The organism is Nonomuraea sp. NPDC049141 (genome assembly GCF_040648415.1).
Taxonomy (GTDB): Bacteria; Actinomycetota; Actinomycetes; order Streptosporangiales; family Streptosporangiaceae; genus Nonomuraea.
Map to the genome: position 1 here is coordinate 471503 of NZ_JBEZDR010000002.1, position 21568 is coordinate 493070.

General features: G+C 68.7%; 22 protein-coding genes. 8 read left to right on the forward strand and 14 right to left on the reverse strand.

The window, feature by feature from the left end:
• Nucleotides 1-5: 5 nt before the first annotated feature.
• Nucleotides 6-809: an SAM-dependent methyltransferase gene (locus AB0B91_RS07000; protein WP_358316887.1), complete on the reverse strand. Its 804-nt coding sequence runs from the start codon at nucleotides 807-809 to the stop codon at nucleotides 6-8.
• Between the two features lie 143 nt (nucleotides 810-952).
• Here AB0B91_RS07000 and AB0B91_RS07005 point away from each other — a divergent pair, with 143 nt between their 5' ends.
• Nucleotides 953-1702: a helical backbone metal receptor gene (locus AB0B91_RS07005; RefSeq protein WP_358316890.1), complete on the forward strand. Its 750-nt coding sequence runs from the start codon at nucleotides 953-955 to the stop codon at nucleotides 1700-1702.
• A gap of 80 nt (nucleotides 1703-1782) precedes the next feature.
• Nucleotides 1783-2748: an NADP-dependent oxidoreductase gene (locus AB0B91_RS07010; protein WP_358316893.1), complete on the forward strand. Its 966-nt coding sequence runs from the start codon at nucleotides 1783-1785 to the stop codon at nucleotides 2746-2748.
• A gap of 4 nt (nucleotides 2749-2752) precedes the next feature.
• Here the strand turns inward: AB0B91_RS07010 and AB0B91_RS07015 are convergent, their stop codons facing one another.
• From AB0B91_RS07015 to AB0B91_RS07030, 4 genes are read right to left on the reverse strand one after another with little or no spacing between them, the layout of a single operon-like run.
• Complete coding sequence (locus tag AB0B91_RS07015; RefSeq protein WP_358316895.1) at nucleotides 2753-3913, reverse strand: ROK family transcriptional regulator; 1161 nt, start codon at nucleotides 3911-3913, stop codon at nucleotides 2753-2755.
• A gap of 2 nt (nucleotides 3914-3915) precedes the next feature.
• Nucleotides 3916-4761 carry a carbohydrate ABC transporter permease gene (locus AB0B91_RS07020; protein WP_308126769.1) on the reverse strand — a complete coding sequence of 282 codons (846 nt, stop codon included), beginning with the start codon at nucleotides 4759-4761 and terminating at the stop codon, nucleotides 3916-3918.
• The gene (locus tag AB0B91_RS07025) at nucleotides 4748-5668 is read right to left on the reverse strand and encodes a sugar ABC transporter permease (RefSeq protein ID WP_358316899.1); all 921 of its coding nucleotides are present in this window, start codon (nucleotides 5666-5668) and stop codon (nucleotides 4748-4750) included. The genes AB0B91_RS07020 and AB0B91_RS07025 overlap by 14 nt, the downstream gene beginning before the upstream one ends.
• Nucleotides 5665-7038 carry an extracellular solute-binding protein gene (locus AB0B91_RS07030; protein WP_358316902.1) on the reverse strand — a complete coding sequence of 458 codons (1374 nt, stop codon included), beginning with the start codon at nucleotides 7036-7038 and terminating at the stop codon, nucleotides 5665-5667. The genes AB0B91_RS07025 and AB0B91_RS07030 overlap by 4 nt, the downstream gene beginning before the upstream one ends.
• A 327-nt stretch (nucleotides 7039-7365) precedes the next feature.
• On the opposite strand from AB0B91_RS07030, the gene AB0B91_RS07035 reads away from it, so the two are divergent.
• The gene (locus AB0B91_RS07035; RefSeq protein ID WP_358316905.1) at nucleotides 7366-8430 is read left to right on the forward strand and encodes a zinc-binding dehydrogenase; all 1065 of its coding nucleotides are present in this window, start codon (nucleotides 7366-7368) and stop codon (nucleotides 8428-8430) included.
• On the forward strand, nucleotides 8427-9212 hold the full coding sequence (locus tag AB0B91_RS07040) for a sugar phosphate isomerase/epimerase family protein (RefSeq protein ID WP_358316908.1): 786 nt from the start codon (nucleotides 8427-8429) through the stop codon (nucleotides 9210-9212). Before AB0B91_RS07035 ends, AB0B91_RS07040 begins: the two co-directional genes overlap by 4 nt.
• Before the next feature lie 1184 nt (nucleotides 9213-10396).
• Here the strand turns inward: AB0B91_RS07040 and AB0B91_RS07045 are convergent.
• Both AB0B91_RS07045 and AB0B91_RS07050 read right to left on the reverse strand, forming a co-directional pair.
• The gene (locus AB0B91_RS07045; RefSeq protein WP_358316911.1) at nucleotides 10397-11500 is read right to left on the reverse strand and encodes a zinc-binding alcohol dehydrogenase; all 1104 of its coding nucleotides are present in this window, start codon (nucleotides 11498-11500) and stop codon (nucleotides 10397-10399) included.
• Nucleotides 11493-12668 (reverse strand): Gfo/Idh/MocA family oxidoreductase, encoded by a 1176-nt coding sequence (locus AB0B91_RS07050; protein ID WP_358316914.1) that lies wholly within the window; start codon nucleotides 12666-12668, stop codon nucleotides 11493-11495. The genes AB0B91_RS07045 and AB0B91_RS07050 overlap by 8 nt, the downstream gene beginning before the upstream one ends.
• Between AB0B91_RS07050 and AB0B91_RS07055 the strand changes: the two genes are divergently transcribed.
• Nucleotides 12556-13527: a glucosyl-3-phosphoglycerate synthase gene (locus tag AB0B91_RS07055; RefSeq protein WP_358316917.1), complete on the forward strand. Its 972-nt coding sequence runs from the start codon at nucleotides 12556-12558 to the stop codon at nucleotides 13525-13527. The two genes, AB0B91_RS07050 and AB0B91_RS07055, sit on opposite strands and share 113 nt — an antisense overlap.
• Nucleotides 13524-14654 carry a glycosyltransferase gene (locus tag AB0B91_RS07060; RefSeq protein ID WP_358316920.1) on the forward strand — a complete coding sequence of 377 codons (1131 nt, stop codon included), beginning with the start codon at nucleotides 13524-13526 and terminating at the stop codon, nucleotides 14652-14654. Before AB0B91_RS07055 ends, AB0B91_RS07060 begins: the two co-directional genes overlap by 4 nt.
• On the opposite strand, the gene AB0B91_RS07065 is transcribed toward AB0B91_RS07060, so the two are convergent.
• Nucleotides 14626-15420, reverse strand: a complete 795-nt coding sequence (locus AB0B91_RS07065; protein ID WP_358316923.1) for a universal stress protein — start codon at nucleotides 15418-15420, stop codon at nucleotides 14626-14628. The genes AB0B91_RS07060 and AB0B91_RS07065 overlap by 29 nt on opposite strands.
• A 140-nt stretch (nucleotides 15421-15560) precedes the next feature.
• Between AB0B91_RS07065 and AB0B91_RS07070 the strand changes: the two genes are divergently transcribed.
• A complete protein-coding gene (locus AB0B91_RS07070; protein ID WP_358316925.1) occupies nucleotides 15561-16121 on the forward strand; it encodes a phosphatase PAP2 family protein in 561 nt (186 codons plus the stop codon).
• Here the strand turns inward: AB0B91_RS07070 and pip are convergent.
• On the reverse strand, nucleotides 16066-17037 hold the full coding sequence (gene pip / locus AB0B91_RS07075) for a prolyl aminopeptidase (RefSeq protein ID WP_358316928.1): 972 nt from the start codon (nucleotides 17035-17037) through the stop codon (nucleotides 16066-16068). The two genes, AB0B91_RS07070 and pip, sit on opposite strands and share 56 nt — an antisense overlap.
• A 54-nt stretch (nucleotides 17038-17091) precedes the next feature.
• Here pip and AB0B91_RS07080 point away from each other — a divergent pair, with 54 nt between their 5' ends.
• Nucleotides 17092-18003 carry a threonine/serine dehydratase gene (locus tag AB0B91_RS07080; RefSeq protein WP_358316931.1) on the forward strand — a complete coding sequence of 304 codons (912 nt, stop codon included), beginning with the start codon at nucleotides 17092-17094 and terminating at the stop codon, nucleotides 18001-18003.
• Nucleotides 18004-18007: 4 nt separating this feature from the next.
• On the opposite strand, the gene AB0B91_RS07085 is transcribed toward AB0B91_RS07080, so the two are convergent.
• The 5 genes from AB0B91_RS07085 to AB0B91_RS07105 form a co-directional block, all read right to left on the reverse strand.
• Nucleotides 18008-18583, reverse strand: coding sequence for a hypothetical protein (locus tag AB0B91_RS07085; RefSeq protein WP_358316934.1), 576 nt, complete (start codon nucleotides 18581-18583; stop codon nucleotides 18008-18010).
• Between the two features lie 80 nt (nucleotides 18584-18663).
• On the reverse strand, nucleotides 18664-19083 hold the full coding sequence (gene mscL, locus AB0B91_RS07090) for a large conductance mechanosensitive channel protein MscL (RefSeq protein ID WP_358316937.1): 420 nt from the start codon (nucleotides 19081-19083) through the stop codon (nucleotides 18664-18666).
• 43 nt (nucleotides 19084-19126) lie between these two features.
• Entirely contained in the window at nucleotides 19127-19357 is a 231-nt protein-coding gene (locus AB0B91_RS07095) for a DUF397 domain-containing protein (RefSeq protein WP_358316940.1), read from the reverse strand.
• Nucleotides 19358-19463: 106 nt separating this feature from the next.
• A complete protein-coding gene (locus AB0B91_RS07100; protein WP_358316943.1) occupies nucleotides 19464-19652 on the reverse strand; it encodes a DUF397 domain-containing protein in 189 nt (62 codons plus the stop codon).
• Between the two features lie 880 nt (nucleotides 19653-20532).
• Nucleotides 20533-21381, reverse strand: a complete 849-nt coding sequence (locus AB0B91_RS07105; RefSeq protein WP_358316946.1) for a helix-turn-helix transcriptional regulator — start codon at nucleotides 21379-21381, stop codon at nucleotides 20533-20535.
• Nucleotides 21382-21568 lie beyond the last annotated feature (187 nt).

Genomic DNA, 21568 nt, shown 5'->3' on the forward strand with positions numbered 1-21568 from the left:
GGGTCTCAGCTCTTCCTGCCCACCCCGCAGAGGACGAGCGAGGACTCGGGGTGCTCCGCGAAGTCGATCAGGTCGGCCTGGTCCGGGCGCCACCGCGGCAGCCAGGTCAGGCCCGGCTCGACCAGCTCCCACCCCGCCAGCAGCTCCTCGATCCGGTGGCGGGTACGCAGGGTCAGGGGAGCGCCGGCCCGGCGGTAGACCTCGGTGGCCTTGCTGACGGCGGCTGAGCGGGCGTCGCTGGTGCCGTGGGACATGACGAGATAGCTGCCGGGGGCCAGGGATTCGCGGATGGCGGTCATGATGCGCAGGGGATCGTCGGCCTCGCCGATGAAGTGCATGATCGCGACGAGCAGGACGCCCACCGGCTGATCGAAGTCCAGCGCCCCCACCACATCCGGATTTTTCATGATGTCGTGGGGATCGCGGAGGTCGCCCTCCACCACAGTGGTCTGGCCGCTCCCCGCCAGCAGCGCCCGGGCATGGACCAGCACGACCGGGTCGCGGTCGACGTAGACCACCTTCGACTCTGGCGCGACCGCGCCGGCCACCTCGTGCACGCTGTCCCGCGTCGGCAGGCCCGTACCGATGTCGAGGAACTGGGTGACGCCGCGGCCGGCGAGGAAGCGTACGGCACGACCGAGGAAGGCCCGGTTGGCGCGGGCGGCGGCCCGCACTTCTGGAGCCACCCGCAGAATCCGCTCAGCGGCCCGCCGATCAGCAGGGAAATGGTCTTTCCCGCCGAGAAAGTAGTCGTACAGCCGGGCGACGTTGGGCGTGTTCGGGTCGAAGCCCAGCGATTCTCGCTCCAACCAGCGATCCCCCGATCGATAGTTAACGATCTTTTCTCGGATTCTACGGATTTGTGACCATACTTGGGGCGATATTCCCGCACGCTGGGCGTTACTTGCCTTTAGTCCCTTTTGTCGCACGGGTGGCGGTCTAAAGTGCGAGTGTGAGCCTCGACGACACCGGTGCGCCCGTCCATGTGCCCTCGAACGTGCGGCGGATCGTGTCGCTGGTGCCGTCGCTCACCGAGTCCGTGGCCGCGACCGTCCCCGAGGCGTTGGTCGGCGCGACCGACTGGTGCTCGCATCCGGCGGACCTGGACGTGGCCAGGGTGCGGGGGACCAAGAACCCCGACCTCGACGCCATCCGGCGGCTCGCCCCTGACGTGGTCCTCGCCAACGCCGAGGAGAACCGGCAGTCGGACATCGACGCGCTGCGGGACACGGGCATCGCGGTGTGGGTCACCAGGATCGAGACCGTGGACGAGGCGTTCCGATCGCTTGACCGGATGTTCCGGGACGCCTGCCGGACCGCGCGGCCCGAATGGCTCGATCGGGCGGAGTCGGTATGGGCCGAGCCGGTGGCGGTGCGCCGGACCGCGATCATCCCGATCTGGCGGCGGCCGTGGATGGTGGTGGGGCGCGACACGTTCACCGGCGACGTGCTCGGCCGGCTCGGTGTGCGCAACCTCTACGCCGGTCACGCCGAGCGGTATCCCAAGATCGCACTGGCCGAGCTGGTGGAGCGGGGCGCCGACCTGGTGGTCCTGCCCGACGAGCCCTACGCGTTCAGTGCCGGCGACGGGCCGGAGTCGTTTCCCGGCCACAGGTGCGTGCTGGTGAGCGGGCGTGATCTGACCTGGTACGGCCCCTCTCTCGTCCATGCGCGTGACCGCCTTCTCCGGGCTCTGGGTTGACAACCGGAGCATCGCTCCGCATATGCTGCGGAGCAGTGCTCCGGATCGTGCCCGCGATCCACCGGCAGAGGGGACGAATGATGATGAAGGCTGTTCGGCTGCATGAGTTCGGCGGCCCGGAGGTGCTGACGTACGAGGAGGTCCCGCCTCCCGAACCCGGGCCCGGCGAGGTGCTGATCCGCGTGCACGCGGCCGGGCTGAACCCGCCCGACTGGTACGCGCGCATCGGCTTCGCGAACATCCCGGAGGCGATGCGACCGAAGCTGCGCCTGCCGTACATCCCGGGTTCGGACGTCTCGGGCGTCGTCGTCGGCCTCGGCCCGGAGGTCACCGGGCTGGCCGAAGGCGACGCCGTGTTCGGGCTGGTCCGCTTTCCCGACGTCGACAACGGCTGCAGGGGCTACGCGGAGTACGTGACCGCGCCCGTGGCCCACCTGGCCCGCAAGCCCGCCGGGCTCGACCACGTCCACGCCGCCGCCGTGCCCATGGCGGGGCTCACCGCGTACCAGATCCTGTTCGACCACCTGCGGCTCGAACCGGACAAGACCGTGCTGGTCAACGGCGCGGCCGGCGGGGTCGGGCACTTCCTCGTGCAGCTGGCCAAGACCAAAGGCGCGTACGTCATCGGCGTCGCCTCGGGACGCCACGAGGCGTTCCTGCGCGAGCTGGGCGTCGACCGGTTCATCGACTACACCACCACCGCGGCCGAGGAGGTCGTCCGCGACGTGGACCACCTCTTCGACACGGTCGGTGGTCCCCACGGCCACCGGTTCCTCCCGATGCTCAGGCGCGGGGGCACGATCAGCCCGGTCTTTCTCGGCGAATACCACCGCGAGCGCGCCGCCGAGCTGGGCATCACGTTCGCGTCGGGACAGGTCCACTCCGACGGCGGGCAGCTGGCCGAGCTGGCCAGGCTGATCGAGGCCGGTCACGTGCGCGCCGGGATCGACAGCGTCTTCCCGCTCGCCGAGGCCGCCAAGGCCCACGAACGAGCCGAACAGGGCCATATTCAGGGCAAGATCGTCCTACGGGTCGCCGAGGATTAGGGCGTCACACCGCTTTCGTGCGCGGCGGGCCCGCGAGGGCGGCGTCGACGGCGGCGGGGGACAGGACGTGCTCGATGACGAGCACGGCCGTCCCCACGATCCCCGCGCGGTCGCCCAGCGAGCTGTTCACGATCTCCAGGTTGCGGGTCGTGTACGGCAGGCTGCGGCGGTACACGCTCTCCCTGATGCCCGTCAGGTAGTGCTCCCCGGTCTCGGCCATGTCGCCCGCCAGCACCAGGACGGCGGGGTTGAGCAGGCTGACCGCGGTGGCGAGGACGACGCCGACCGTGCGGCCCGCCTCCTGGGTGAGGGCGATGGCCGTCGGGTCGCCGGCCTGGACCAGGCGGACGACCTCGCGGCTGGACTCCCTGCCGAGGTTGGCGGCGAGGGCCTGGCCGCTGGCCAGCGACGCGACGCAGCCCCGGGAGCCGCAGGTGCAGACGCGGTCGTCGCTCTCGTGCAGCCGGACGTGGCCGAGGTTGCCGGCGGCGTCCTCGACGCCTCGGTAGATCCGGCCGTCGAGGACGATGCCGGTGCCGATGCCCGTGGAGACCTTGAGCAGGAGCAGCGACCGGCTCCGCCGCCAGAAGGACCACCACTCGCCGTACGCCATCGCGTTGGCGTCGTTCTCGACCAGGACCGGCACGTTGAACGCCTCCCGCAGCGCCGCGCCGATCGGGTGGTCGTCCCAGCCGGGCATCAGGAAGGACCTGATCACCCGGCCGGAGTTGTGGTCCACCGAGCCCGGCAGGTCCATGCCGATGCCGCAGACCTGGGCGGACGTCCGTCCCGAGCGGTCGAGCAGGCGCTGGAAGGCCTGCCGGATCCAGGAGAGTACGTCCTCGGGGCCGCGGTCGATGCGCAGCTCGGCGTGCTCCTCGGCCATCGGCCGGGCCGCGAGGTCGGTCAGCGCCACGCGCGCGTGGCTGGCGCCCAGGTCGGCCACCAGCACCAGGCGGTTGGTCGGGTCGATGTCCAGCACCGAGGGCGGCCGCCCGCCCCCGGAGGCGCCGACACCGGACTCGTGGATGTATCCGGCCTCGATCAGCCGGTCCACCCGTTCGGTGATCGTCGATCGGGACAGGCCGGTGTACGCGATGAGCTCTTTGCGGGTACGGCAGGTTCCATTGCGGATCAGCTGGAGGATCTGCCCTGCCGTCAGCATGGTTATCCCTTCTCCGCTCCGGCCGTGAGTCCCTCGGTCAGGAGCCGCTCACCGGCGAAGAACACGATCACGATGGGCAGTGTCAGAACCACCGATCCTGCCATGAGAACCGTCGTCGGGATCTCGATACTGCCCGCGAGCTGGGAGAGTCCCAGCGAGACCGTCCAGCTCTCCCGTTTCTCGACGAGGAAGAGCAGGGCGAACAGGAACTCGTTCCAGGCGATCATGAACGCGTAGAGGCCGGTGGCCATGAGCGCGGGCTTGGACAGCGGCAGCACCACTCGCCAGATGGTCGACAGGCGGGTGCAGCCGTCGATCGCAGCCGCCTCCTCCACGCTCTGCGGCACGGTCTCGAAGTAATTGCGGAGCATGTATACCGTGACGGGCACCGTCTGTGCGATATAAACCAGGATCAATCCCAGCAAAGACCCCCGAAGTCCGAGCATCGTGAAGAGCACGAACAGCGGGATGGCCAGCACGATCGCCGGAAACAGGTACACGGCCAGGAACACGAAATGCACCTGCCGCCGCCCGAAGAACCGCAGCCTGGCCACCGCGTACGCGCCCGGGATCGAGATCAGCAGCGTGACCGCCACCGACGAGACGGCCACGATCGCGCTGTTGCGCATGAAGCTCAGGAAGCCCTGCTTGGTCAGCACGTTCGTGTAGGTGTCGATGGTGAAGCTGCGCGGCCAGATCGACCCCGGGTCGAGGATCAGCTCCTGGATGTCGCGGAACGACAGCGTCACCATGTAGAAGAACGGGAAGGCGGTGATCACGAACAGAAAGAGGATCACCAGCGGCTTCAGCACCCGGAACAGCGCGCGCTCGAACCTATCCCTGCTCACGCTCACCCCCTGCGAAGAACCTCAGATACAGGACCAGGAACACGACCAGGACGACCGCCAGCACGATCGCCTGGGCGGCCGACGCGCCGATGTCGTCGCGCGCGGTCAGGAAGTTGTAGACGCGCACACTCACCACCTCCGTGCCGGCCCCGCCGCCGGTGAGCAGGTAGACGTCGTCGAACTTGGTGAAGGTGAACACGAACCGCAGCACCGACAGCAGCGCGATGATCCTCCAGAGCTGCGGCAGGATCACGTATCGGAAGCGCTGCGTCGGCGTGGCACCGTCGACCACGGCCGCCTCGTCCAACTCCGCCGGCAGCGCCTGCAGCCGGGCCAGGATGAACAGGAAGGCGAACGGGAAGTACCGCCACGCCTCGAACGCGATCACGGTGAGCAGCGCCACCGGCACCTGGAGGCCGAGGAAGGTGCCCTTGGCCTGGGTGAGGAAGGCGATGGGCTCGCTCAGCCAGGAGTTCACGATGCCGTACTGGGGGTTCAGCATCGTCTCCCACAGGAAGGCCACCGCCACCACCGGCGCCACGTACGGCACCAGGATGGACGCCCTGACCAGCGTGCGGCCCTTGAAGCGGTCGCGCAGCGCCAGCGCGGCCACCAGCCCGATCACGATCGACAGCCCGGTGCCCGCCACGGTGTAGACGAGCGTGTTGACCAGAGCCGTCCAGAACCCCGGCTCGGACACGACGTAGCCGAAGTTCTCCAGCGTGTAGTGCCCGAAAACGCCCACCCGGCGGATGTTGATCAGCCGGGCGTCCTGGAACGCCAGCATGATCGCCCAGAACAGCGGCAGCACCACCACCACGAGGGTGATGACCAGCGTCGGGGAGATCAGCGCCAGTCCCGCCCTGCCCTCCTGCTCCCGAAGTGTCCCGCCACGCCGGTCCGTCACTGCCGGATCCCGCGCTTGATGGTCTCGACGTCCTTCTTGGCCTGCGCCGCCGCGGCCTGCGGGGTGAGCGAGCCGTCCACGATCTGACTCAGCGCCTTGGGCACGGGCAGCTCGCCCATCGTGGCCCCGACCAGCTTGCCCTGCCCCTGGGGGATGCCCCAGCGGGCGAACGTGTCAGGGCTCTTACGCAGCGCGTCGAGCACCTCGGCCGGGTAGACGTCCGCGAGCGGCTTCTTGGTGTCGACTCCGGCGGGCAGCTTGTTCCACTTGTCGGCGAACCCCTTCCGGGTCGGGAACTTGCCCTCCGGCGCCATCCCGATCCACCGCTCGTAGCCCTCGTTCATCATGTACGAGACGAACTGCGCGGCGGGATCCTTGGCGGCGTCGCGGGTGATGGCCCAGGAGACGATCTCCCCGTACTGGGCGGGCGTGCCGTCGGGGCCCTTCAGCGCCGTGACCACCCCGGTGTTCCTGGCCAGCCACTCGGGATCCTGCCGGCACTCGGCGCAACTGGGCAGCGCGTCGTTACGGAGCCCCGCCAGCTCGTCCAGGATGAACGACGACCAGATGGTCATCGCCGCCTTTCCGGCGAAGTAGGTGGCCCTGGTGGAGTCGACGTCCTGCTTGCCCTTGACCGAGTAGTCCTTCGCCAGCTTCGCGTAGTACGCGAAGGCGTTCACGCACTGCGGCGAGTCAAGGGTGACATTTCCGGAATTGTCGACCAGCTGGCAGCCGTTGGCGAGCGCCACGTGCTCGAAGCTCTGCGCCGTGAACGAGTCCTTCGGCGCGATGGCCAGCGTGATGCCCGCGACCCCGCCTGCGTTGGGCCCGGTGTTGAGTTTCGCCGCGGCCCTCTCCAGTGCCTCGTAGGTGTCGGGCCGCTCCAGCCCGGCCTTCTGGAACAGGTCCTTGCGGTAGAGGATCAGTTGCGCCCACGCGTCACTCGGTACGGCCAGCAGCTTTCCGCCCGACGTGTCGAGCTCCAGGGCCCGCGCCGAGAAGCCGCCCTTGCCCAGCTTGTCGACGACCTGGCCCGGTGTCTCCGTGTCGAGCAGGTCGTTGGCCTCCAGCTCCCTGATGGACGCCAGGGGCAGGGCCCCGATGACGTCGGGCAGGTTCCCCGCGGCCGCGGCGGAGGTCACGACCTGGCTGAACTGGTCCTCGGCCACGCCGACCAGCTTGACCTTGATGCCGGTCTTCCGGGTGAAGTCGGCGATGATCTGGTTCTGCACGGTCATGCGGTCCTCAAGGTTCTCCTCGGTCCAGACCGTGATCTCGTTGGCGGCCTTCCCGGCGTCGTCGCCACACGCGGCCAGCGAGGCCGCGGCCAGCAACGCGACGGAGAGGACGGCGGTTACCTTCTTCGGCATGGCACGCTCCTCCGAACGGGGATACGCCAGATACGCCGCACTTACCCTGAACCGACACGACACAACTAGCGGTGCGATACCGAGACCCGTCTGTACCCCGGTCGTGTTCGTTCACGGTCTTTTGTGGCGCGCCGATCAAGGAATGCGACCCCCGGGCGGGTTGTGTCGGTAAGATCGCTTACCGGAAGACACTTGGTAAAAACCCAAATTTCGGTAGTCGGCTCTGGCGGAAGTCGTAGACTTAAGAGTGTTCTGAGCACGACTATGGTGTGCAAACGACTACTAAATCTTAAACTTTTGTCTGATCATAAAGCGTAAGTGTGGGGAATGCGCGTCATCACCTTTGAAGAGCCAGGCCGTGTCCGCGTCGGTCTGGAGTCGCCCGCCGAGCTCGGGCCGGGTTGCGTGCGGGTCCGCACGATCTACTCGGGCGTCTCCGCCGGCACCGAACTCACCGCCTATCGCGGCACCAATCCCTATCTCACCCGGAAGTGGGACGCGGAGCAGCGGCTGTTCCTTGAGGGACAGACGCACGCCTACCCGCTGACCGGCTGGGGCTACCAGGAGGTCGGCGAGGTGGTGGAGGCGGCGCCCGATGTCGCCGACCCACCCGTCGGCCACCTCGTCTGGGGCATCTGGGGCCACCGGGCCGAGGCGGTGGTGCCCGCCGAGAAATTGGTCGGCCACGTGCTACCGCCCGGCGCCGACCCGCTGGGCGGTGTTTTCGCCCGGGTGGGCGCGATCGCGCTCAACGCCGTGCACGCCGCCGACGTGCACCTGGGCGACCAGATCGCGATCTTCGGACAGGGCGTCATCGGCCTGCTGGCCACCCGCCTCGCCGTGCTGAGCGGTGCCCGGGTCGTGGCCGCCGACGCCATTCCGGCCCGCCTCGAGCTCTCCAGGCAGTACGGCGCGGCCGAGACGTTCGACATCTCGTCCGGCTCCGTGGCCGAGTTCATCCGCAAGCGGATCGAGGGCGCCGACACCGCCATCGAGCTGAGCGGCAGCCACCTGGGCCTGCACGAGGCGATCAGGACCGTCCGCAGGGGCGGCAGGGTCGTGGCCGGCGGCTTCTACCAGGGCGACGGCATCGGGCTCCGGCTGGGTGAGGAGTTCCACCACAACCAGGTGCAGCTCGTCTCCTCCCAGATCGGCGGCGTCGCCTCCTGGCTGTCCCAGCGCTGGGACGTCGAGCGGCTGCAGCGCACGTTCATGGAGCTCGTCCACGCGGGTGAGATCGACGTGCTCAGCCTGGTCAGCCACGTCATGCCCGTCGGCGGCGCGTCCAGGGCCTTCGACCTGATCGACAAGCACCCGTCCGAGGTGCTCCAGCTCGTCTTCGAGTTCGAAGATGCACCGATCGAGGATGCACCGAAAGAGGGGTCACTGTGAAGCTCGCCGTACAGGAGCAGCTTCTGCCCGGCCGTTCCCTGCAGGAGAAGTTCGCGTTCGCGACCGACGCCGGGTTCGACGCGATCGAGCTGCGCGGGAAGGGGGACTTCCACTTCGCCAACCGGCTCACCGAGCTCAAGCGGGCACTCGCCGACGGCGTGGTCATGCCGACGGTGTGCGTGGACATGCCGCACTTCATCGGTGACTTCGACCCCGCCAAGCGCATGGACGCGATCCAGCAGCTCAGGTCGCAGCTCACGGTCATCGCCGAGCTCGGCGGCGTCGGGGTGATGACGCCGGCCTCCTGGGGCCAGTTCTCGCGCAGGCTGCCGCCGTTCGAGCCGCCGCGCAGCGCCGCCGAGGACCGTGAGGTGCTCACCGAGGCGCTGGGGATGCTCGGCGAACACGCGCAGCGCAACGGCGTGCTGATCATGCTGGAGCCGCTCAACCGCTACGAGAACCACATGGTCAACACCCTCGCCGAGGCCGTGTCGTACTGCTCGATGGACTCCATCAGGGTCGTCGGTGACACCTATCACATGAACATCGAAGAGGACGATCCCTGCCGCTCGCTGATTGAGGCGGCGCCGTACCTCGCGCACATGCAGATCAGCGAGTCGAACAGGAACGAGCCCGGCACCGGCCACCTCGACTGGGGCGCGCAACTGGCCACGCTCGACGCCCTCGGCTACGAGGGTTATCTCGCGCTCGAATGCCGCCTGCGCGGCGAGGCCGAGATCGTCCTTCCGCAGACGGCGGCCTTCATCAGGAAGTTCCTATGATCCTCCGCGACGCCGTGCGCGTGCTGGTCGCCAACTGGGACGGCAGCTACACGGTGCCCTCCCGCCGCCTCTACCCCCACCAGTGGAGCTGGGACTCCGCCTTCATCGCGATCGGCAACGCCCGCTGGTCCCCGCGCCGGGCCAGGTCGGAGTTGCTCGCCCTGTTCGGCGCCCAGTGGCGCGACGGCAGGGTGCCGCACATCGCGTTCAACCCCAAGGTGCCCGAGGGAGACTACTTCCCCGGCCCCGAGTTCTGGGAGGCACGGGCCCCGTCCGGCTGGAAGACCTCCGGCATCGTGCAGCCGCCCGTGCACGCCCTGGCCGCCTGGCAGGTGCATCTGGCCGAGCCGAACCCGGCCTTCCTGCGCCGGATCTATCCCCGGCTGGTGGCGCAGCAGCAGTACCTGCGCACCGCGCGGCGCTCGCCCGAGGGGCTGATCTCGATCGTCCATCCGTGGGAGTCGGGCATGGACAACAGCCCGGCCTGGGACGTCCCGCTGGCCGCCGTCGAGACCGGGTCCGCCGGCGTCACGCGCAGGGACCTCACCCACGTCAGCGCCGACGAGCGGCCCACCGATCTCGACTACGAGCGCTACACCGCGCTCGCCCGCGCCTACCGCGACACCGGCTACCGCAGGCCCGGCGCGTTCTGCGTCGAGGACCCGCTGTTCAACGCCGCGTACGGCGTGGCGGAGCTGACGCTGGCGAAGATCGCGAAGGTGTGCGGCGGCGACCCTGAGCCGCACCAGCGCGAGGCCGCCGCGGTCACCGCGGCCATGGTCGAGCATCTCTACGACGACGGCCTCTTCCACCCCCGCGACGTGCTCACCGGCTGCCCGATCCGCTCCAACAGCGCCGCCGGGCTGGTGCCGCTCATGCTGCCCGACCTGCCGCGCGACATCGTCAACGCGTTGATCGGCACGGCGCTCGACCGGTTCGGGCTGAAGGACGGCGTGCTGCCCAGCTTCGCGCCCGCCGCGCCGGAGTTCGACCCGGCGCGCTACTGGCGCGGGCCGAGCTGGATCAACCTGACCTGGCTGGTCTGGCAGGGCCTGCGGCACCGCCGCCCCGACCTGGCGGCCCCGCTCGCCGACGGCATGATCAGGGCGGTCACGGAGTCCGGCTTCCGCGAGTACTTCGACCCGTTCAGCCTGCAAGGCCACGGCTGCCACGACTTCAGCTGGTCAGCCGCGCTCATCCTCGACGTGGCCGCGGAGCACGGCCTGGACGGAGTGCCTCCTGCGCGCGGCGAGATCGGCCAGGAACTGGGGGGCCTCGGCGAAGCCGACGACATCGGTGATCACGTGCTCGCGTAGCCCGTCGCCCCGCTGCCTGAGCAGCGCGATCGTCTCGTACGACAGCCGCTCCCGATCCCAGGCGTGGGCCAGCCCGCGCGGCACCCGGCCGATCTGGGCGCAGCGCAGCGAGAGGCCGTTGTGGTGGAACTCCTCGCCCAGCCGCACCTCGTCGGCGCCGTCGGTGTAGAAGGCCAGGTCGATCACCGTGCCCTGCGGTCTGATCAGCCTCAGCGCCACAGCGAGGGCGCGGGGCCTGCCGCGACACTGGAAGACCACGTCGGCGCCGCGGTCGTTGGGCGCGTGCCGCCAGCGTCGCTTCAGTTCGACGGCCGGATCCTCCTCGAAGGTCAGGACCTCGGCACCGAGCGCCTCGGCGATGTCCAGCCTGGCCGGGGTCTCGTCCACGACCACGACCTCCGCCGCGCCGTACGCGAGGGCGAAGGACGCCGTCAGCAGCCCGACCACGCCCGCGCCGACGACGGCCACCCGCCGCCCGCGTACGCCGTCACCGAGCTCCCTGACGTTGGGGCCGTGCAGGTCGGTCGCGGCGTGCAGCAGCCCGTTCGCGCAGATCGGCCCCATGTGGGCGACGAAGACGCCGAGTATGGGGTCGAGGTCGCCGGGCAGCTCCACGAACCGGTCGGTCATCGGATCGGCCACGTAGCCGGTGCGGTGCCCATAGGCCATCGCGACCAGCGCGCCTTCGCGCACGGCCCTTGTACGCGTCTCCACTACCCTGCCCACCTGCATGTATCCGATGCCGCGCACCGGATAACCGATCGACGGGGTGCCCTCGGTGAACAGCCCGAGCGCCGGATCCCAGGTCGCCGACAGGTAGGGATTGCTGCCTTTGACATAGGTCAGCTCGGTGCCCGCCGAGATCCCGCTGTACGCGGTGGCCACCTGGAACCCGCCGTCGGGCACGGCTGGAAGCTTCTCCTCGACCAGCGTGATCACGCCAGGCGCCTCGATGCTCAGCACCTCACACATCGGGTGTGCTCACCGGCCTTCCTTCCGCCGCGGACCGCGCGAGGGCGAGCGCCAGCCGGTGGGTCTTCAGCGCCTCCCGGTACGGCACGCGTACATCGGCCTCCTTGCCTTGTACGGCGTCGATGAAGGTCCGGTCCACCCGCACCTTCGCCGCCCCGCCGTCCTGGACGGTGGTCTCGCCGTCCACCAGCAGCCGGTCCTCGCTCAGGTCGAGCGAGACGCCCTCGGCGTGCACCTCCAGCCCCGCCCGGTGCTTTCGCGCGAGCAGGCTGGTCGCGGCGAGCATGCCGGCGGCGCCGCCCGCGAACCGCAGCACCGCCGCCGTGGCCCGATCGACCTCTCCGTCTGTGGCGTTCTCCGCCGGCACGGCGTGCACCATCGTCACCTCACCCACCAGGACCCGGGCCAGGTCGAGGACGTGGACGGCCTGCTCGACCAGCTGGCCGCCCGACATTTCAGGCTTCAGCCACCAGCCGACCGGGGGCACCTTGTCCAGCCAGTGGCCCAGCGCCAGCCGTACCGGACGGTTGGCCAGCACCTCGCGGGCCTGGTCGACGATGTCCAGGTAGCGCCAATGGTGGCCGACCGCTGAGGGCAGGCCCCGGCGGTCGATTTCGGTGGCGATCTTTTCCGCAGTGGACAGGTCAAGCGAAAGCGGCTTTTCTACAAAAAACGGGAGATTGCACGATAGAACATCCCGTTCCGGGTTACCGTGCGCGAAAGGAGGAACGCAGATATAGACCGCGTCCAAACCGCCGGCGTCCAGAAGATCGGTATGGCTACCGTAGGCAGGGCAGCCGTGCCGCTCGGCCAGAGCCCCGGATCTTCGGGGATCTGTGTCGGCGATTCCCACGATCGTCACGTCGGAGAAACCGGACAGCACGTCCGCGTGACGAGCAGCAACATTTCCGGCACCGATGATGCCGATCCGAGTAGTAGTGGGGAACACAGTCCGGCTTATCCCACATTTACGTGGAATGAAACAAAACATGTTCGAAGGTGCATTGACGGGGCAGATGTCGGCGACCTGACCAGAAGAGATCGGGGCTAACCGCATGGAGACAGATCTGCGCGCATTGGCCAAGGTCCAGGAGTGGTACGGGCCGCACTCGAGCGTCGCAGCCGAGTGGCCGGTCGACGCCCTCCTCTTGGCCAAGGGACGGGCCACGGTAAGCGTTATCTTGCCTGCCCGTGACGAAGAGCGGACCGTTGGCGACATCGTCGCCGTGATCCGTCGCGATCTCGTCGAGCGGGCGCCGCTCGTGGACGAGATCATCGTGGTGGATTCGAACTCCACCGACACGACCGCCGCCCGCGCGGCCGCGGCCGGGGCCCGGGTGGTGGCGCAGGACGCCGTGCTCGCGCATCTGCCGCCGCTGACCGGCAAGGGCGAGGCGCTGTGGAAGGGGCTGGCCGCCTCCGGCGGGGAGCTGATCGTGTTCGTGGACGCGGACCTGCGTAATTTCAGCGCGCACTTCGTCTCCGGGCTGCTCGGGCCGCTGCTCGTCGACCAGCGGATCCAGTTCGTCAAGGCCGCCTACGAGCGGCCCTTCACCGGCGCTGACGGGGTGTTGTCGCGCGGCGGGGGCGGACGGGTCACCGAGCTGGTCGCGCGGCCGCTGCTCAACATGTTCTGGCCGGAGCTGGCGGGATTCGTCCAGCCGCTCGGCGGGGAGTACGCCGCCCGCCGCGAAGCGCTGGAAAAGGTGCCGTTCGTCACCGAGTACGGGGTGGAGTTCGGGCTGCTGGTGGACCTGTTGGAGTTGGTCGGGCTGGACGCGATGGCCCAGGTGGACCTGGGCGTCCGGGTGCACGGGCACCAGGCCATGCCCGCGCTGGGCCGGATGGCCGGGCAGATCATGCTCACCGCCTGGTCACGGCTGGAGCGCCAGGGCCGCGTGCTGTCCGCCATTCCCCCCGAACACCGGCTGCTGCAGTTCGGGCTCGACGGGCAGGCCGACCTGGTGGACATGGCCGTGGCGGAGCGCCCGCCACTGGCGTCCCTGGCCATCGAGGACGTGGCATGAACATTTTGGTGAACGCCGGACCGTGGCTGCCGGTGCCGCCTCCGGGCTACGGCGGAATCGAGAACGTGGTGGCCACGCTGGTCCCGGCCCTGCGCGAGCGCGGGGTGCGGGTGGTCCTGGCCTCCGTCGGATCGAGCACGCTCGAGGTGGACGAGCTGATCAGCGTCTTCGACGAAGGCCAGTTCGCCGAGCTGCAGAAGCCGTACAACCAGGTCATGGGCCTCGCCCACGCGCATCAGGCCCGCGTGGCCCTCGAACTCGGCCGCCGCGACGACCTCGACCTCGTCCACGATCACCTGGAGGTCGTCGGCCCGGCCGTGCTGTCGGCGCTCGGCGGGCTGCCCGTCCTGCACACCCTGCACTGGGACCTGCGTAAGCACGCCGCCTTCTACGGAGCGTTCCCGCGGTCGATCGCGGTCAACGGCGTCTCGGACTCCCAGCTCGCCCGCGCACCCGCCGCGCTGCGGGCCGCCTCGCTCGGCGCCATCCACCTGGCCACCCCGCTCGCCGACCGCGACCTGCGTACCGAACGGGGCGAGCACTTCATCGCGATGGGCCGGATCTGCGGGCTCAAGGGCACGCACGTGGCCGCCAGGATCTGCCAGAAGCTCGGGCTCCCGCTGGTCCTCGCGGGCCCGGTGAGCGGCCTGAACACCCCCGCCGAGCTGGAGGCCATCGCCCAGGACCCGGACCATCCGCTGAACGGCCACCCCGACGTCCGCTACCACCTGCACGCGGTCACCCCCTATCTCGACGGCGACCTGGTCAGCTGGGTCGGCTCGGTGGGGGGCGAGACCCGCGACGAGCTCTACGCCTCGGCCCGCGCCGCCCTGTTCCCCATCCAGTGGGACGAGCCCGGCGGCACGGCCGTCGTCGAGGCCCTCGCCCTGGGGGTGCCGCCGATCGGGCTGCGCCGCGGGTGCTTGCCCGAGATCATCGACCACGGCCGGACCGGGTTCCTCGCCGACACCGAGGAGGAACTGGCCGAGTGGATGCTGCGGGTGGACGAGCTCGATCCCGAGGAGTGCCGCCGGGAGGCTCGTCGCCGCTTCTCGCCGGCCGTCATGGCCGACCGCTACCTGGAGTTGTACGGGGAGGTCAGGAGAACCCGCGCGGCAGCACGGTGACGGGACAGGACGAGGCCCGCAGCACCTTCATCGCCAGCTCCCCGAGGAACACCCGGTGCGGCTGCGCGTCCTCACTGGCCGCGCAGATCAGCAACTCGCCGGGCAGCCATTCGAGCGTCTCCAGCGCCGTGGTCACGTCGTGCCCTTCGGCGATCTCCGCCTCCGCCTCGATCCCGGTCGACTCCCAGGCCAGCCGTACGGCCAGCGCCAGGTCGTCCCCGAGCCGGCCCGGATCCTCCGTACGCAGGTCGAGCGTGATCAGCCGGAGCGGCACGCCGAGCCTGAGCGCGGCCTGCGCGACCCGCTCGACGGCCTCGTCGCACTGCGGGCGGTGGACGTAGGCGAGCGTGAGCCGGGAGGGCTCGTCCGGCGGCTGGTAGCCGGCGGGCACCAGCATCACCGCCTCGGTCGACAGGTGGAGCAGGTGGTCGGAGGTCGCCCCGATCGAGATACGGCCGTTCTGGCCGCCGTCCGCCGAGCCGACCACGATCAGATCGGCCCTGATCCGGCTGGCCAGCACCGACAGCCCGCGCCCCGGACCCCTGCTCTCGAACGCCATGTACTCGGCCGGCGCCGCGCCCAGCTCCTCCGCCGCGTGCGCCAGGTTGGCCTGCGCCTCGACCGCCTGCCCCGGGCTGCCCGGCGGGTAGATCGCGGCCACCGTGAGCTCGCCGCCGGTGATCCGCGAGATCGCGGCGCCCAGGGCGAGAGCGTCGCGTCCCCCTGACTCGCCGGTGTAGCCGACGATCACGTGCTCTCCGATCACGACTGCCTCCCTACCCGATCTCACCTGGGAATACGCGGAGCCTGCCCGGTCCTCTCCGTGGACCCTTGGACTTTCGGCCGAGGCGCCGGGCGTTGATCGTTCGTAAGGTTGTGTCCATTACCCGTACATGGATTGGACATGTGTTGTACCGCGACATCGTCGACTTCGCTCTCACCACGCCCGCGTGGCTGCACACTCTCGCCGAGGTGGGCACGGACGCCGGGCTGTTCGTCTTCGCTGCGCTGTTCGCGCTGTGCTGGTGGCGGGCGCGCAACGCGCCGGCACGCGACCTGGCGATCTCGATCGCCGGGCCGGCGGGTGTGGTGTGCGCGTACGTTCTCAGCGAGGTCGTGAAGACGTTCGTCCAGGAGGAGCGGCCGTGCCGGGGCGGGATCGCGACGATCGCCGAGTGCCCGCCGCCGAGCGACTGGTCGTTCCCGAGCAACCACTCCGTCATCGCCGCCGGCGCCGCCGGGGCGCTCATCCTGGCCTGGCGCGCCCTGGCCTGGGTGGTGCTCCCGCTGGCGGCGGTCATGGCGTTCTCGCGGGTGTTCGTCGGCGTGCACTATCCGCATGACGTCGCCGCGGGCCTCCTGATCGGCCTGGTGCTGGCCCCGCTCTGCACGCTGCTGCTGGTGGGGGCCGTCACACCGATGGTACGGCTGGCGCGAAGCCGTCTGTCGCCGCAACGAGCCGGCTGACGATGCCCGGCTCGGTGGCGGCGTGCCCGGCGTCGTCCACCACCTCGAACCGCGCCTCCGGCCACGCCTTGTGCAGGTCCCAGGCGGTGGACATGGGTGTGCACACGTCGTGGCGGCCCTGCACGATGACGCCCGGGATATGGCGGATCCGGTCCACGTTCTTGATCAGCTGCTCGGGCTCGAACCAGCCCAGGTGCGTGAAGTAGTGGTTCTCGATCCGCGCGAACGCCAGCGCCATCTTCGCCTCGCCGAACTCCTCGACCAGCTCGGGATCGGGCCGCAGCGTGACCGTGCGGCCCTCCCACATCGCCCACGCCCTGGCCGCGGCCAGCCGCGCCTCGGGATCGTCCCCCTCCAGCCGGGCACGGAAGGCGGCGATCAGATCACCGCGCTCCTCGACGGGGATCGGCGCGAGGAACGACTCCCATGCGTCCGGGAAGAGGTGGGAAGTGCCCTCCTGGTAGAACCAGTGGAGTTCGCCGGGGCGGAGGGTGAAGATACCGCGCAGTACCAGTTCGGTGGTCCTGTCCGGATGCGTCTGCGCGTACGCCAGGGCCAGGCTGCTGCCCCACGACCCGCCGAACACCTGCCACCTGTCGATGCCCAGGTGCTCGCGCAGCCGTTCCATGTCGGCGACCAGATGCCAGGTGGTGTTGGCCTCCAGCGAGGTGCCCGGATCGCTGGCATGCGGCAGGCTCCGACCGCAGTTGCGCTGGTCGAACAGGACGATGCGATACAGCTCGGGGTTCCACTGGCGGCGATGCCCCGTGCCGCAGCCACCGCCTGGACCGCCGTGGAGCATGACCGCGGGCTTGCCGTCCGGGTTACCGCAGACCTCCCAGTAGATCTGGTTGCCGTCGCCCACGTCGAGCAGGCCCGAGTCGTAGGGCTCGATGGGCGGGTACAGGTCTCTCATTTGGTGCATCTTTCCCCCCTCTGTCATCGATCATGGAGAACGTATGGTGGGCGTATGGAGCTGGTAACGATCGACGATATCCGTGCGGCGGCCGAGCGCATCAAGCCGGTCGTGGTGCGGACCCCGCTGGTGCCCATGGGAGAGGTCTGGGTCAAGCCGGAGAGCCTGCAACGGGTGGGATCGTTCAAGATCCGCGGCGCCTACAACGCCGTCGCCGAGCTGCGGCCCGACGGGGTCGTCACCCATTCGTCCGGCAATCACGGCCAGGCGCTGGCGTACGCGGCCAAGCAGTTCGGCGTGCCGTGCGTCGTCGTGGTGCCCGAGGGGACGCCCGAGGTCAAGGCGGCGGCGATCAGGGGACACGGCGCCGAGCTGGTCGTCGTACCGCCCGATCAGCGGATCGTCGCGGCCCTGAAGCTGGCCGAGGAGCGGGAGCTGACCATGGTTCCGCCGTACGACCATCCGGCGGTGATCGCCGGTCAGGGCACGATCGGCCTGGAGATCGTGACGGATCTGCCCGACGTCGAGGTAGTGGTGGTACCGGTCAGCGGGGGCGGCCTCGCCTCGGGCATCGCCGCGGCCGTCAAGGCGCTGAAGCCGGACGTCACCGTGCTGGGCGTCGAACCGGAGCTCGCGGCCGACGCGGCCGAGAGCCTGGCGGCGGGCCGGCCGGTCAGCTGGGAGCCGGCCAGGACCTTCCGTACGATCGCCGACGGGTTGCGGGCCGATCTGTCCGAGCTGACGTTCGCGCACCTGCGGGAGCACCTCGACGGCATCGTCACCGTGTCGGAGGACGAGATCCGCCACGCCATGCGCCACCTGGCCCGCTCGGCCCGCCTGGTGGCGGAGCCGAGCGGAGCGGTCACGACGGCGGCCTACCTGTCGGGCCGCGTCCCCGAGGGCCGGACGGTGCTGGTGCTGTCGGGCGGCAACGTCAACCCGGACCTGTTCCGCGAGGTCCTCTGATCGGCTAAGCGGTCCAGTCGTGGCGGGCGAGGAACGACCGGTCGCCGGTGGCGTATTCGTGGAAGGCCCGCTGGACCTCCGCCAGTTCGGCCACCATCGTCCGCGCCAGCGCCTCTTCCTTGTACTCCAGCTCGTAGCCGGGGGAGACCTGGATGAAGTGCCGCCCGAAGTTCACCAGTGTGACGAACGGGTTCTGCGGCGACATGGTGGCCAGCACGTCATGCACCAGCCCGAGGTCCGGATCGTGCACGATCATGCCGTCGCCGGTGTGGAGCTGCATGCCCTCATAGACGCCGAGCGGCGTCACATTGTGCACGAGATCGCGCTGCGGGTCGTAGCAGACGAGCCCGTGAGCCCGCGCGACGGTGAACACCTGGGCCGACATCTCGTCCATCGTGTCGAGGTCCATCGTCACCAGCACATGTCCGGGATAGACCGTGACCAGGCCGGGCAGCTCCTTGGCCACCTCCGGCACGTCGCCCACGACGGGTTCGCTCTTCTTGACCGCGAGGTAGGCGGCCCGCGCCTGATCCCTGCTGATCGGCGCGGACTCGGCCCAGACCATCAACTCAACGCTCACCCGTTCATCTTGTCGGATAGCGCCGCACTTGGTGGCACTCACCCCCGGACAAGCGGGAACGCCCATCTTCATGACCGCGTCTAGCGCGGCTTCTCGGACTCCGGAATGAGTTCCACCGTGCACTGGGCGCATCGGCGCGCCTCGATGGGGACCTCACTCAGACATTCCGGGCACTGCCTGGTCGTCGCGGCCTTGCCCTTTTCGAACAGGCTGATCAGCCGGGTCATCGGCATCACGATCAGCCAGTAGACCACCGCCGCGATGATCACGAAGGTGAGGAGGTGGTTGAGGAAGTCGCCGTACTTGAACTGGCTCCCGTTGACGGTGAACGAGTAGTCGGCGAAGTTCGGCTGCCTCCCGCCGGTGATCGCCCCGATCAGCGGTGTGACCAGGTCGGAGACCAGCGCCTGCACCAGGCCGCTGAAGGTCGCGCCGATGATCACCGCGACCGCCAGCTCGACGATGTTGCCACGTAACAGGAAGTTCTTGAATCCGCCCATGGCATCGGTAAGTAGCCGGGCAAGGAACGGTCAAACCTTGTGGCTAGATGATGTCGAAGGTTCCGGCTTTGATGCCGTCTCGGAAGCCTTCCCAGTCTTGCCGGGTCAACGACAGATGCGCTCCCGCGGAGTCTGTGCCGACTCGGAGGAGAACTCTGTCGGCTTGCTTCGCTACCTCCACGCAATTGCCGTTGTTGCACGAGTGCCAGGTCAGATCGCGCGGAGCCTGGGGGGAACTCATGCGGTACCTCGCAGGGGGTCGGCGGCAGGGCATAGTGCTCCGTCATGGTAACCCGGCATCTCGCCCGTACTGGGAGCGATGGGGCGGATGTCACGCAAGGGGCAGGCGGCCTCCGCCTGCCCCCGCACGTCTTCGAGCGCTACTCCTTGATGCTCCCGATGAAGCTGGCCCACTCTTCAGGAGAGAACTGCAGGATGTCGCCCCCAGCCACCTTGGTGTCGCGGACGGCGATTCGACCGTTCGGAAGCTCCGCCACGGCGACACAACTGCCGTTGTTGCAGCGGGAAGAGACCCGCCACTTAGGCTCCAGCTGAGGATGCGAGGTCATTGTCACTCTCCTGCTTGGGAATGGCGGGTCTCCTAGCCGGAGCGCGCCATGCTGGTTACGACGTGGGCCTTCGCATGCGAAGAGGACAGGGCGCGCGTGAAGCTCAGGCCTAGTCCGATATGCTATGCACTTGCCGCTGGCATTTGCGCGCGCTTAGCTAAATCGTTTTCAACCTTTGTGAGCCGCTGGGGGGCTTCTCCAGGAAGAACTTGCCCGGCAAGCGAGACAAGGTGGACAGCGTCGGCCACGCTGGCATTCGTGCTGAACGAAGGATCATGAACGCGCTGCCGGATCCCCCGTGAGCGCCGATGGTGTAGGGCCGACCTGAACGGTGACGTCTGGCAGTGGCTGCGGATCCGTGTGTTCAGGCTGCTGACCCCTCACACGCGCATTGCCCGCGCTGGACCAGGGCGACACCAACCAGTACCGCCACCATCTGCGTGGTCATCATAGGCAGACCGCTCTACGGATATTCATCTGCCGCGACGAAATCTTCGGCTAGTCTGAGCGCGAATACCGAGAAACGGTGCCCCGATCCTCTTGCAAGGTCGAACCGGGGCTCCGCTCTGCCCAGAGGGCTTAGATAGCGGGCGAAGCTATCTGAGCCCTCTCATCTTGAGGAGACAATCCAAGAGGAGTAACAGGAACTGCAGAAGCAGCACCCTCTCCTCCCTGTCCGGCTCCTCTCCGAGGCTGCTCAATTGAGCTCTCCAACCTTGGACCCGGTTCAGGACACCTTGTGGGGTTGATCCTGGTCCAGTCGATCAACCCCTAGGACGTTGACCGGCGCGTGGTAAGAGCGTTGCGCAACCTCTGCCCCGCACGGTAAACCGCGGCTTGCACTTACCGCTGTAATTTCCGCGCGCTTGATGAGGCGTTTTCAACCCCTCTGAGCCGCGAAGACGTCACGCTGCTCCAATATCCGTTTCCGGGAGTCCCCAGGGTCGAGTGCTGTGGCGCGAAGATGGTTCAGCACCTCCTCGAAGCGATCGAGCTGGCTGGGCTTCTCCAGGAAGATCTGGCCGGCGAGGGTGTCGAAGTAGACGGTGTTGGCCACCCCGGCACTGGGGGCGAACCTCAGCAGCATGAACGCGCTGTCGAATCCCATGTGAGCGCCGATGCTGTAGGGGACGACCTGAACGGTGACATGCGGCAGGTGGCTTAGCTCGGCGAGCTGGGTCAGCTGCGCCGCCATGATCGGTCGGCCGCCGACGTGGCGGTGCAGCGCGGATTCGTCGAGCAGGACCCAGTAGCGCGGGGGCGACGGTTTGTGGAGGGTCTCCTGGCGCTTCATGCGGACCGCCACGCGTTCATCGAGTACGTCGGCCGCGATGCGCGGCAGGAAGCCCTGGATCACAGCCCTGGCGTAGTCTTCGGTCTGGAGCAGCCCCGGAATCGTGGTGGTCTCATACTCGGCGATCTCTACGGCCTCGGTCTCCAACCCGATGAGCGGCCGGAAGCCCACGTCCTCCGAATCCTGCCACCAGCTCAGCTGTTGCGCCTCGCGGGCGAGCGTCATCAGCTCGGTCGGGTCGGCGACCTCGTAGAGTCGGCACAGGTCGCGGACGTCGCGCAGGCTGGCCCGTCGCTGGGCCGTCTCGATGCGGCTGACCTTGGCCGGGGAGCAGAGCAGTTGCTCGGCGACCTCGGCGATGCTCAGGCCGGCCTCAGCGCGCATTTCGCGTAGTCGCTTCGCCAGTTGCCGCTGGCGCAGGGTGGGGTTGGCCATCATCCCTCATCCAACTGGGCGGCGCGGTCGGAGATCGCCACGCGCGGAGATTCGATGATCTCGCGGAAGCGGGGCGATTGCCCACCCTCCAGAGGGAAATGGGCTCTCTGTTATCCGGTATCCGGAAATGTCGGATTCGCTGATCATCGCCGATCACCTCTTCGTGACGCCGTGCCGAGATCCTATG